This is a genomic window from Undibacterium sp. RTI2.2, from assembly GCF_035018705.1.
In the GTDB taxonomy this organism is placed as follows: Bacteria; Pseudomonadota; Gammaproteobacteria; order Burkholderiales; family Burkholderiaceae_D; genus Undibacterium.
This window is the reverse complement of record NZ_JASJXN010000002.1, coordinates 116,764-129,165: the sequence shown is the minus strand read 5'-3', so window position 1 is coordinate 129,165 and position 12,402 is coordinate 116,764. Positions and strand designations below refer to the sequence as shown.

At 45.3% G+C, this 12,402-nt stretch carries 10 protein-coding genes; 7 read left to right on the top strand and 3 right to left on the bottom strand.

The features are described from left to right. The first annotated feature begins 83 nt into the window (after positions 1–83). Both QN395_RS01655 and QN395_RS01650 read left to right on the top strand, forming a co-directional pair. On the top strand, positions 84–1,211 hold the full coding sequence (locus QN395_RS01655; RefSeq protein ID WP_322118158.1) for an MGDG synthase family glycosyltransferase: 1,128 nt from the start codon (positions 84–86) through the stop codon (positions 1,209–1,211). A gap of 69 nt (positions 1,212–1,280) precedes the next feature. After that, the gene (locus QN395_RS01650; RefSeq protein ID WP_322118159.1) at positions 1,281–1,832 is read left to right on the top strand and encodes a hypothetical protein; all 552 of its coding nucleotides are present in this window, start codon (positions 1,281–1,283) and stop codon (positions 1,830–1,832) included. On the opposite strand, the gene QN395_RS01645 is transcribed toward QN395_RS01650, so the two are convergent. Continuing rightward, positions 1,819–2,604: a helix-turn-helix transcriptional regulator gene (locus QN395_RS01645; protein ID WP_322118160.1), complete on the bottom strand. Its 786-nt coding sequence runs from the start codon at positions 2,602–2,604 to the stop codon at positions 1,819–1,821. The genes QN395_RS01650 and QN395_RS01645 overlap by 14 nt on opposite strands. A 224-nt stretch (positions 2,605–2,828) precedes the next feature. Here QN395_RS01645 and QN395_RS01640 point away from each other — a divergent pair, with 224 nt between their 5' ends. From QN395_RS01640 to QN395_RS01620, 5 genes are all read left to right on the top strand, one after another. Continuing rightward, positions 2,829–4,076: an MFS transporter gene (locus tag QN395_RS01640; RefSeq protein WP_322118161.1), complete on the top strand. Its 1,248-nt coding sequence runs from the start codon at positions 2,829–2,831 to the stop codon at positions 4,074–4,076. 325 nt (positions 4,077–4,401) lie between these two features. Continuing rightward, positions 4,402–4,899 (top strand): ribonuclease E activity regulator RraA, encoded by a 498-nt coding sequence (rraA, locus tag QN395_RS01635; protein ID WP_322118162.1) that lies wholly within the window; start codon positions 4,402–4,404, stop codon positions 4,897–4,899. Between the two features lie 282 nt (positions 4,900–5,181). After that, positions 5,182–6,213 carry an HD domain-containing phosphohydrolase gene (locus tag QN395_RS01630; RefSeq protein ID WP_322118163.1) on the top strand — a complete coding sequence of 344 codons (1,032 nt, stop codon included), beginning with the start codon at positions 5,182–5,184 and terminating at the stop codon, positions 6,211–6,213. Positions 6,214–6,250: 37 nt separating this feature from the next. Beyond that, a complete protein-coding gene (locus QN395_RS01625; protein ID WP_322118164.1) occupies positions 6,251–7,411 on the top strand; it encodes an FIST signal transduction protein in 1,161 nt (386 codons plus the stop codon). An 18-nt stretch (positions 7,412–7,429) separates the two neighbouring features. After that, positions 7,430–10,981, top strand: a complete 3,552-nt coding sequence (locus tag QN395_RS01620) for a PAS domain S-box protein (protein WP_322118165.1) — start codon at positions 7,430–7,432, stop codon at positions 10,979–10,981. Between the two features lie 33 nt (positions 10,982–11,014). On the opposite strand, the gene QN395_RS01615 is transcribed toward QN395_RS01620, so the two are convergent. Together QN395_RS01615 and QN395_RS01610 are read right to left on the bottom strand one after the other, a co-directional pair. After that, complete coding sequence (locus tag QN395_RS01615) at positions 11,015–11,290, bottom strand: cupin domain-containing protein (protein ID WP_322118166.1); 276 nt, start codon at positions 11,288–11,290, stop codon at positions 11,015–11,017. Positions 11,291–11,411: 121 nt separating this feature from the next. After that, positions 11,412–12,332, bottom strand: a complete 921-nt coding sequence (locus QN395_RS01610; protein WP_322118167.1) for a LysR family transcriptional regulator — start codon at positions 12,330–12,332, stop codon at positions 11,412–11,414. Positions 12,333–12,402 lie beyond the last annotated feature (70 nt).

Sequence of the window (12,402 nt, the reverse complement as noted above, 5' to 3'; positions counted from 1 at the left end):
TTTTGATCGAAGCAAAAAATCTCAATACACCACACTTTACTTAAACGCATGTACCATATTTCATCCATTAAGTCGTATCGACCATGAAGCAAAAAAAGGTCTTACTCCTGAGCGTTTCTGCCGGTGCCGGCCATATGCGCGCTGCCGAGGCGATACGTGCTTATTCGCTTGATCCTCACTATCAGGTGGTGGCAACACATCTGGATGTGATGAATTTTATGACGGCAGGATTTCGTAAGTTATATACCGATTTTTATATCAAACTGGTCAATAAAGCACCAACACTGTGGGGCTATTTATACCAGGCCTCGCACGAGGCGCAGCCCGACAGTACAATGGAAAAAATGCGACGGGCGTTGGAACGTTTAAACGCACGTGCTTTGCTCAAAGAGATTGCTAATTTCAAACCAGATGCAATTATCTGTACGCATTTTTTGCCTGCCGAAATGCTGTCAAGGCTGCTTAAAAAAGAGCGTTTGCATTGTCCAGTCTGGGTACAAGTGACAGATTTTGATTTACACAGAATGTGGGTTCATGAGCGCATGACCGGCTATTTTGCTGCGAATGAAGAGGTAGCTTTTCGTATGCGGGCGCAGGGAATCGCAGCGGATACGATCCACGTGACTGGCATCCCGATCATGCCTAGTTTTGCCAGTCATTTAGATAGGGTGGAATGCGCTAGAGAATTCGGTCTTGATCCCGCTCGCATGACGATTATGTTAATGGGCGGCGGCGCAGGCTTGGGTAGTCTGGATACGATCGCAACACGTTTATTGGCCTTGGATAGCGATTTTCAACTAATTGTTTTAGCAGGAAAAAATTTACCAGCTTTGGCTGAGTTGCAGAGATTGGCAACGCGTTATCCCGGACGTTTATTACCACAAGGGTTCACTGATCAGGTAGAACGTTTAATGTCATGTGCCGATCTGGTCGTGACTAAGCCGGGTGGATTAACGACCTCAGAATGTCTGGCGATGGGCTTGCCGATGATTGTCAATTCACCGATACCAGGGCAAGAAGAGCGTAATGCCGATTACTTGTTAGAGCAGGGTGTTGCACTAAAAGCTTTTGATGATGTGACGCTAGAATATCGCATCCGTTATCTGTTGGCGCATCCAGAAAAACTAGCAGATATGCGTGCCAAAGCGACCGTATTAGGCCGCGCCGATGCAGCGCAGCAAGTGCTGGAGTTGGTCTGTAAAAACACATAAAAGGGTTTTTAAAAACTCCGTATAAAGTAGAGTCAATTGATGCCAATAATGTCGCAAATGAAATCGCAAATGAAATCAAACCAGCCTGAGTCTGACGCAGCTCGGATAACCAAGATCGAAGACTTAAGCCATAAAACTGTTCCTCTTATCGTTACCTTGTTTTGGGTCGCATTATTAGGCTTATTTTTTGCGCAGACAGAAATCCAGATTGAAGGCGGCGCGGGTTGGGCAGCCAACTTACCGACTTGGCGGATAGAGCATCACTGGTTATTAGATATCTTTTGGGGCGGTCGTCCGATGACGGGCTACCACGCTTGGGTGTTTCCTTTTATCTCAATGTTTTTCCATTTTCCGTTTTTTTTCTCGCAACGCTGGACGCTCAAATTAGAAGCTAGAGCGCTGGCTTGCATTATGATGTTTTGGATCGTAGAAGATTTCTTGTGGTTTGTTTTTAATCCTGCTTATGGATTAGCTCGTTTTGATCCCAAGCATGTAGCGTGGCATAAAAATTGGTTTTTATTTGCCCCCTCTGATTACTGGAATTTTTTAGCTGTCGCGGCCATATTATTTTGGTTTTCTTATCGGCAGGGGACAGTCATACGACAGATCAAGGATGTTTAAAAAAAACGGAGGGTGATTGGCCAAAGGCTTTTTTAAACATCGCAGTCAATGCAGATTGACTTGCGTAACCCAATTCTGATGCGACTTGTGATAAGGGCATTCCACCAGCGATCAAAGGCGCCGCACGTGCCAAACGCATTTGCTGGCGCCATGCAACAAAACTCATCCCCAGATCTTTCTCAAAGAGCCGTGCCAGGGTACGGGCCGATGCCCCGACCTGGCAGGCCAAATCGTCTAGAGTCAAATTAGATGAAGGATCATCAATCAGGGTGAGGCAAAGAGTTTTCAGACGTTTGTCGTGCGGCATCGCCACTCTCATTGGCAGACTTTCAGCAATTGCTAACTCGTCTAGCAATACTGCGACCAAATGATTTTCGCGCTGGCCAGCCGGATCTTGTTCCGCCAATCTTAAGACCAGTTCCCGCATCAGCGCAGACACTTCTAACACCACACATTGATCGCCTTTGATCGGCGCAACATCTTGATGAATATAGATGGCGCGCAGACGCGCTGTTTCTATAATCCTTACCTCATGCGCCACATTCGCTGGTATCCAGATTGCGCGAAGTGGAGGCACAAACCAGGTGCTGTCTTTGGCGTGCACTTGCATTACGCCATCCAGCGCATACGTAACTTGTCCCCACGGATGTTGGTGTTGTCGTAGCAGTTCGTCTGCGGCTAGGTTTCTGGCAATGACGCGCACGGGCCTGTCTTTACTAGGAAATAACCTGTTCGGTGCCGATGCTGTTGTGGTGATAGGAGATGTGCTCATAGCGAGTCAATCATAGTTGGCATCTTTACGACAAAGATTGTCTTTTTATCTTAAAACAGACGTAGCGATTTTGCATACACTTTGCTTAAATAAAAATAAATGAAGTGGCAATTAGATGCATAACTTCATAAGGCGACATCATGGCAACGATCAATGATGTTCATTGGCTGCACAATAATGACTAAGTAATTACTAAGCAGCTTCTAACCAGAAAAGAGAATCATATGATCAGTATCAGCAACAGCACAAGGCAACCGGGCAATATGAAGCAAGACGCGCAAGTGATTGGCCTGGTCGGCATGGCGCATAGTATTTCGCATTTTTTTCATTTGATACTGGCACCCTTATTCCCTTGGATTAAAGAGGCGTTCAATCTCTCGTATGCAGAATTGGGCTTATTGATGAGTGCCTTTTTTGTAGTCTCGGGTATCGGGCAAGCTCTGTCTGGTTTTGTGGTGGATAAAATCGGTGCAAGAACCGTACTGTTTTTTGGTGTGAGTTGTCTGGGTGTTGCCGCGCTGGTGTTATCTGGTGCGCAAAATTATTCTATGCTGATGGCTGGATCGATGTTGGCTGGGCTGGGCAATAGTGTATTTCATCCATCAGATTACACTTTATTAAACAAGCGAGTGTCGCCTGCACGCCTTGGATATGCTTTCTCGGTGCACGGAATTACCGGTAATCTGGGATGGGCAGCGGCACCGCTATTTTTGGTGACGATTGCTGGATTTTCCGGCTGGCGTACAGCCCTGTTATCGGCCGCCTTTTTGCCAGTTGTGGTGTTGATCGTATTGTTTGTATATCGCGATGTTTTGCGGACGGATGAGGTACCAAACATAGTGTCTGGTACAGCACCGATGTCAGCTAAGGCCAGCGGTGGGGCAATGGATTTTATGCGTGTGCCTGCGGTCTGGATGTGTTTTGTTTTTTTCTTTATGACGGCAATGGCACTGGGCGGCATACAGAGTTTTGCGTCAGTTGGTTTGCGTGAAATATATAGCATGTCATTGACTTGGGCGACCACGGCTTATACCGCTTACATGCTGGCGTCTGCTGCTGGCATGCTATGGGGTGGTTTTATCGCAGCCAAAACGGCACAGCATGATCGTACGATCAGCATTGCTTTTGCAGTTGCGGGTTGCTTTGCATTGTTGCTGGCAACAGGCTGGGTTGACGCCGCGCTGGCAGTGGTATTGATGGGCGCGATCGGTTTTGGCTCTGGTGTTGCCGGACCTTCGCGAGATTTATTGATACGCGCAGCAGCACCAAAAAATGCCACAGGGCGCGTCTATGGCGTGGTGTACTCCGGTCTTGATACTGGCTTGGCATGCTCACCCTTATTGTTTGGCGCAGTCATGGATGCGCATCATCCAAGCTGGATTTTTGTCTGCATTGGCGTGTTCCAGGTGATGGCGATTTTGACAGCGGTGAATGTGGGGTCAAACACAAAAGCAAGGACGCTGGCTGTTTAACCTCGGCATCAATGTTGGTGTTGAGTACGGGCAAGTTTCGGCCTGAAACGCATTAGTAAATTCTGACCTCTTAGTCAGGCCTGTTAGTCTGAGTTCTTAGCCAGACTAAGAGGCCCGTGTTTTAGACAATAGCAGCGGCTGTGGTTAGAATAAGATCAGCACTCGGATGACGTGTTAGGGAGTCTAAGTTGAATAGCTGTTTTTTTATATGATTAAATATACTCCTAACTAGTATTTTTAATTGTCCTTATATTTATTGGTCATTAAGGATATTTTTGTTAAATATAAAGGGGGTATGTGGTATTTTCAATTTTTGGAGAATCTAATGAGTCTGTTAACCTGTGATATCTGCGATGCATATGAAGACAAAATAGCCAGCAGTGAGCTACAAGTTTTTACACCTATTTTTAAACAATTCGGTCGCAAGACGCAATTTTCCGGACCCGCCGTCACACTGAAATTGTTTGAAGAAAATGTATTGATACGCAATAAGCTAGAAACCCCTGGTAACGGTCAGGTGCTGATCGTCGATGGTGGCGGCAGCCTGCGTTGTGCGCTGGTGGGCGGTAATCTCGCCAAACTGGCGGAGCAAAACGGTTGGGCTGGCATTATCGTCAATGGCTGCATCCGCGACGTGGACGAGATTAATGCCTGCGAGATTGGCGTACGTGCTTTGGCGGCGTTCCCGGTTAAAAGTGCCAAACGCAATACCGGGCAACAAGATGTGCGTGTCCGTTTTGCTGGTGTAACCATTGATGCCGGTGACTGGATTTATGCCGATGCGGATGGCGTGCTGGTGTCGCCAGTGAACTTAATTAATTAGCGTAAATCTTCAGTGCCAGGCTAGATAAGGGAGTAACTGTTTGTCGACATAAAAAATATAAGTTTGTTTCCAAAAAATAAGTGATTTATTAAACCGTCCCCGCTTTTTTTGCTATGATGAAATGGATGTTTATTATTATCCGTGAGAACTTACGCAAAATTGTCTCCGCAACGCAGTTGGGTGGTTTGAGTAAGCCCTTTTAAAGCGAAGCAAACGTAGCAAACGGAGTCAAGGCTCAGAATATATTCCAAAATCACTTAGGTTTATTTTCAAAGGTGTTCAATGAAGGTGCTCATTGTTGATGATAATGCGACAAACTTAGTTCTGCTCAGTGCCTTAGCGAAAGCTGCAGCGGAGGTCGATGTATTGACATTTGAGCACCCCCTCAAGGCAATTGAATGGTGTCAGACAAATAGTCCAGATTTGGTACTGGTGGATTTTATGATGCCAGATATGAACGGACATCAATTCATTGCGCAATTCAGAACTTTGAAAAATTGTGCCGATGTGCCGATTGTGATGGTCACTACCGAAAATGAAAAAAACGTTAGAAAAGAAGCACTTTCTCTTGGAGCAACTGAATTTTTATCTAAGCCAGTTGACCCCAGTGAATTTCGTTTAAGGGTTAAAAATTTATTGGCATTGCGCCATGCTCAAAATTTATTGAAAGATCAGGCGAAGCATTTACGGCATGAAGTATCTCTGGCGACAGCATCAATTTTAGAACGAGAAAAAGAATTAGTTTTACGGCTGTCGAAAGCTGCTGAGTATCGTGATCCAGAGACTGGTGCGCACATCTTGCGCATGGCACACTATTCCGCCTTGATTGCAAAATGTTTAAATCTCACGCCGGAATATCAACAAACCTTGCTTGAGGCTGCTCCTATGCATGACATCGGTAAATTGGCGACGCCAGATCATATCTTGCTCAAGCCGGGTCGGCTTGACGCAGATGAGATGGCGATTATGAAAAAGCATGCTGAAATCGGTGCCGAGATTTTAAGTGGAAGTAACGCGTCATTAATTCAGCTCGCTGCTGAAATTGCAGGTGCCCACCACGAAAAATTTGATGGCAGTGGCTATCCAGCCGGCCTGGTCGGGAATGATATCCCTTTATCTGGGCGCATCGTCGCTGTTGCTGATGTCTTCGATGCACTGACATCAGAGCGACCTTATAAAAAAGCCTGGTCTTTAGACGATGCGCGAAGTTATATTGCTGATAATGTCGGTAGTCATTTTTGCCCTACTTGTGCCCATGTTTTTTTAAACGCTTGGCCAGACGTATTGAAAATTCGATCGCAGTTCCCTGATTAGACAATATTTTTTTAGCTTTGCCGTTGGAGACAAAAAAATGAAAACACAGCAAGTTGTAGTAAAGCTGGACAGCGATTTTGAAAAAATATTAAGTACGATTTTCGACGATGCGCCTGATCTGGTCTTAGTATTCGGTGCAGTACCGTTTTTTACTTCAGCCAACTTTCCACCGAGTGTCAAAAAGCGATTTCCCGAGGCGATTATTTTGGGATGTTCCACTGCGGGCGAAATAGCAGTCGACCGGGTGTATGACGATATCGTCGCGCTGACAACAGTAAAATTTTCTAACACTACATTACGATCCGTTTCAACGCCAATCACCAATATGGCGGACTCGTTTGATGCTGGAGCCAGATTGTCGACTTTGCTGCCGGCTGACGACCTTGCCGGAATATTAGTTTTTGGAACTGGTGTATCGATTAATGGCAGTGCCTTAGTAGCAGGATTACAGTCGGTTTTAGCGCCCAATATTCCCATATCTGGCGGACTCGCAGCGGATGCGGGCGCTTTTCAGCAAACCTGGACTTGGGGTGAATCTGGCGTTGCAGATAATCAGATCGTTGCAGTTGGTTTGTATGGTAAATCAATACAGCTAAGTTACGGTACGTTTGCCGGCTGGGAGCCTTTTGGCCCAGCCAGAAAAGTGACGCGCTGCGCTGAAAATGTTTTATTCGAGCTGGATGGTGAACGTGCATTGGACGTGTATAAACGCTACCTTGGCGACTATGCCAAAGACCTGCCAGGGTCAGGACTGTTATTTCCATTTGAAATGTTAGGTAAAAATCGCGATAAAAGCGGTATTTTTAGAACGATTCTTGGTATAGACGAAGTTGATGGCTCGCTTACTTTGGCGGGCGATATCGATGCTAACGGTTACTTAAGGTTGATGCATTCAAGTACGGATAAATTAATCGAAGGTGCTGAGACCGCAGCGACAACCGCCTTAACTTTAGCTAAACAAGTGGGAAGTGAGTCGCTTGCTATCTTGGTGAGCTGTATAGGCCGAAAACTGGTGATGGGGGATCGTGTCGATGAGGAAGTAGAGGCGGTTGCCGATATTTTGGGGAAAAACACAACGATTACAGGTTTTTATTCTAACGGCGAGATTGCGGGTACGGATTTCCATGGCGAATGCCGTTTGCATAATCAAACGATGACGATCACTTGGATCAATGAAATTGAATCAAATTTAAAATAAACCTTCATTAAATCTCATATGCATCGTACTTTAGCCAGGCAGCTACGACGGAGTTGTGGCATCGAGTCGATCGATAGTTTTGCACTCGTTGTCGAACAAGCACAAGCGCTAGCACCACAATGTTCCGATAATGAGCAGTTGGTTCTATTTCTGAGCGGACTCCCGGAACTCATAGGTAAGATCGATGCGACTTATGGGCAGTTTGAACGTGACCTCGATCTGCGTTCCCGCAGTCTGGATATCAGTTCGTTTGAATTAAGTGATGCTAATGAGCGTATGCGGACAGAATTAACCAGTCGCAACCGCAGTCTAGAATCAGTGCGCAAAGCAGCCGGAGAACTACTTTCTCACTCAGAATTAGTCCTCAACTTGCCCGAAGAGGATGATCTTGAAGTGCTGTCTGCATTATTGCCAAAGCTTGTCAGCCAAAGAGAAGCTAGTCGCTTAGAGTTATACAACCAGCGTTTTGCGATGGATCAACATGCGATCGTTAGCATCACGGACACCGATGGAACAATTATTTATGTCAACGACAAATTTTCCCAGATCAGTGGATACGATCGCTCTGAATTAATTGGCGTTAATCATCGGTTGATCAATTCAAAATTACATCCGCCAGAATTTTTTACTAATTTGTGGGATACCATTTCTAATGGCAAGGTATGGAACGGCGAGATTTGTAATATCGCAAAACAAGGTCATCAATATTGGGTCGACGCGACCATCGTTCCATTTTTGAATCAGGACGGAAAACCGTATCAATACATTGCGATCCGCACCGAAATCACAGAGCGTAAGAAAATGGCGGAGCGTATCGCTAATAGTGAGCGCCAATATCGTACTGTCGTTGATCGCTTAAAAGAGATCGTTTTTAGAACAAACGCAAACGGCATCTGGACATTTTTGAATCCCGCCTGGACAGTGATCACCGGGTTTTCTACTGAAGAGACGATAGGAAAATCATTTTTGGATTTTATTCATCAAAGTGACCGGGCAGCGATTGAGGCAGGGTTATACAAATTACTTGCGGGCTCAAAGGGATACTCACAACATGATGCACGTTATATTACAAAGCAGGGTGGATATCGCTGGATATCGGTCTATGCGCAACTGGAAATTGATAACGGAACCGTTGTCGGCTTAACCGGTAGTTTAGTAGACATTACCGAGCGCAGGAATGCCTCAGAAAATCTCAAAGAAAATCTAAAATTTGTCGATGCGATCTTTGAATCAATTCCGCTGCCAGTTTATTTTAAGGGAAGTGACGGAAAGTTTTTACGTGTTAATAAAGCGTTTTGCGATTTATTTAAAAGTAAGCCCGAGGACTTTATTGGACAAGATAATTATGGCTTGCTTGGTCGCTCTTTTGAAAAAATTTATACCGACGCAGATTTGCAATCGATCAGTTCTGGTGGTGTAGTTTCTCGTGAGAAGGTGGTCGACTTATCTAACGGCATTTGCGTCGATGCCATATTTACTAAAACGGCTTTACTCAAATCTGATGGCAGCATACTGGGTTTGTTAGGAACTATTGTTGATATATCTGATCGCAAAATTGCAGAACGAACCTTAATGCTTGCTAAAGAATCGGCAGAGTCAGCTAATCGCTCAAAAAGCGAATTTCTAGCGAATATGAGTCACGAGATCCGAACGCCGATGAATGGCATTATTGGAATGACTGACTTGGTATTGGACATGGAGTTAGGCACTAATCAAAGAGAATATTTGTCTATCGTTAAATCATCTGCCGATTCATTGTTAGAGATCATTAACGACATATTAGATTTTTCAAAAATCGAAGCTGGCAAGATGGGATTGGAATCGATCGTATTTGATTTCCCGAAAATGATTTTGGAAACCTTGCGCACACACTCATTGCGTGCTGTGAAGAAGGGTTTGGAGCTTGTCCTTGATATTGATTCTGAGATACCTTTTAGGTTACGTGGTGATCCTGGGCGCCTCCGGCAAATTATCAATAATTTGGTTGGAAATGCGATCAAGTTCACCGAGTATGGCGAGATATTGATCTCTGTTAAATTATTAAAAATCAGCGACCATCAAGTCCATTTTTTATTACTGGTGAAAGATACGGGTATAGGTATTTCCGCTGAAAAGCAGCATCGTATTTTCGACGCATTTGAGCAAGAAGATGGTTCAACCACCCGCCGTTTTGGTGGAACGGGTCTTGGTCTGTCAATTACTCGAAGTTTAGTCGCGATGATGGGTGGAACAATTGGTGTGACGAGTATTTTGGGCGAGGGGAGTGAATTTTCTGTTGAATTATCCTTACCATATGAAGATCAACTGCATAGTCAATCCAACCAAAAACAGAATGCCGCATTAGCCGGACTCACTGTTTTTATATCTGATGATAACGAGACCAATCGCAAGGTGTTGCACACCCTGTTATCGAAAGTCGGGATGCAGGTAGTCGATTTTTCTAGCGGTCAGGACTTGTTAACTTACTGTGCTGATCTATCGGCGGTAGCCGATTGCATCGTGATCGATTATGCAATGCCTGGACTCGACGGATTTAAAGTTGCAGAACAGCTTTCGGCGATAGAGCATGTGAAACATATTCCTATTGTGATGTTGTCCTCCAGTGGTATGCCTGGGGATATAAAAAAATGTCGACAGGCTGGTATCCAGGCTTATCTCCTAAAACCTGCTAGCCCAGATGAGATTTATTCAGCGATTGCGAATGTCGTTGGTGGCAGCAGGTCTGCTAACGATGAAGAGAAAATGGTCGTAACGAGACATAGTATTCGAGAAGCGAGTAGTACCTTAAAAATATTACTTGCTGAAGATAACTTCTCGAACCAAGCATTGGCAACTGCTTTATTGGCGAAATGGGGTCATCAGGTTTGGGTAGCTAACAATGGCAAAGAAGCTTTGGAGTTGTACGATAGTTTGACATTTGATGTCATTTTGATGGATTTACAAATGCCCGTGATGGGAGGCTTTGAGGCGACTAAAAAAATTCGTGAACGAGAGCAAGGACATCATATTCATATCCCAATTATTGCGATGACTGCGAATGCATTAGAGGGAGATCAAGAAATTTGTATCGCAAATGGTATGGATGATTATTTGTCTAAACCGTTTAAAGCAGATATTTTTAAGCAAATCCTTGCCAAGCATTTTCCGCGTCAATCAGAGTTAGCCTTGTCATATGGCTCTCCAGCGGACGATATCAGTACCGAAAAAAAGAAGTCTGGTATGGAGTCGTTTGAATCGGGATATTTTGATTATCATGCCGCAATAAGTAGTGCGGACGCTGAAGTAGTAAGTTTGATCGCAGAACACTTTTTAACGCATGCACCAAAACAATTGAGTGATATGAAGGATGCATGGGTTAGCCGGGACCTTGTGACGTTACAGCTCAATGCACACTCGCTGGCGGGATTATTTGGTAATTTCAACGCTGATCCGGCTCGCCATTTTGCGCATGAGATCAATCAAGCGATTAAAGTCCGTCAGCTAGATTCTATCGAGGATTTTTTGCAGTCATTGCAGTTGGAATACGACCGGTTTTCGTTCTATTTATTCGCCCATATCAACCAAGCATAATATTTATTTGTTGCTTTGCTCAGACCGACATGGTTAGTTTTTAACCCAGAACACGATAGTCGAAGTTTTCTCTGCAAAGCGTTCCGCGTGTTCTACGCCCGCATCAATCACGCACCATTCGCCTGCATGAAACGCTTTTTCTTCACCACCACTGGCGACAAACATCGTGCCCTCGGTGACTATCACATAAATCGGCGTGGGGGGTGTGTGCGGCTCTCTGGTCTGATGCTCACGCGTGGCGAACGTCACGTCGCACTGTTCGCTGGTGATTTTGCCTAAATTGAGTAAGGTGTCGGGTATATGCGTCATGGTGTGTTGTCTCACGTCCAGTAAAATAAAAGTGTAGCACCGAGTACAAAAATGGTTTGGAGGCTTGCAAATAATCTCCGCAATAAACGCATTGCATCTACTAGAGTGAAATCAATCAGAATTAAATCAACTCGATGCTCTGTAAATTCAAATAACTGCTTTCTCGTATCGTCTTCACAAAGTCAGTCAAATACGCTTTGTCCGCCAGTTCTGGTAAGCAAGCCGCATACAGTTTGCCCGTCAAGCCGTCAGCAGTGATCCGTTTAGGCAGAACATAATCGCGATTCACATAATTTTGTGCCGCCCAAACCGGTAGTGTGGCGATGCCTCGTTTGCTGGCGACCAGTTGCAACATAGCGACCGTAAGTTCTGTCGTGCGTCTTGTTGCGTCGACGCCAGCCGGCTTGAGCACTTGCCGCACGATGTCTAGCATCTCATCGGGTACCGGGTAGGTAATTAACGTATCGGTCGCAAAATCCTGCGCCACCAGATAATCGCGAGTTGCCAGCAAATGGTCTTTGGCGAGTAGCGCGACGATTTCAAACCGGAATAATGGGTGGTAGCTGACGCTCTCATCATGATCAATCTCAGCCACAATCGCCACATCGGCACGGTTGCTATACAGCAGGCCAACCGGATCTGCCTGAAAACCGGAGACGATATCCAGATCGACTTCTGGCCAGCGATGACGGAATAAATCCATCGCAGGCATGAGCCAGTCAAAACACGTATGACATTCCACCGCGATGCGTAATTGCCCGGCAACCCCTTGCGCTAGACGTGCGAGGTCTCGCTCGGTATTGGCGATTTGTGGCAACACCGCGTCGGCCAGTTGTAGCAGTCGTTCTCCTGCTGGCGTAAAACGTATCGGTGTCGATTTGCGTTCGAACAAGGCGCTACCGTGGTGCTCTTCCAGCAATTTGATTTGGTGCGACAGCGCAGATTGCGTCACATTTAACAGTGTTGCAGCGCGCAACAGATTGCCAGCCTCACGCAAAGCGTGCAGGGTTTTGAGGTGCCGGACTTCCAGAATTGATTGCATAAACGGTTTTTACTATTAGTGAAATTCAAGTTGATTCTTAAAATTTATCGTTTGAATCATAAACGACGTT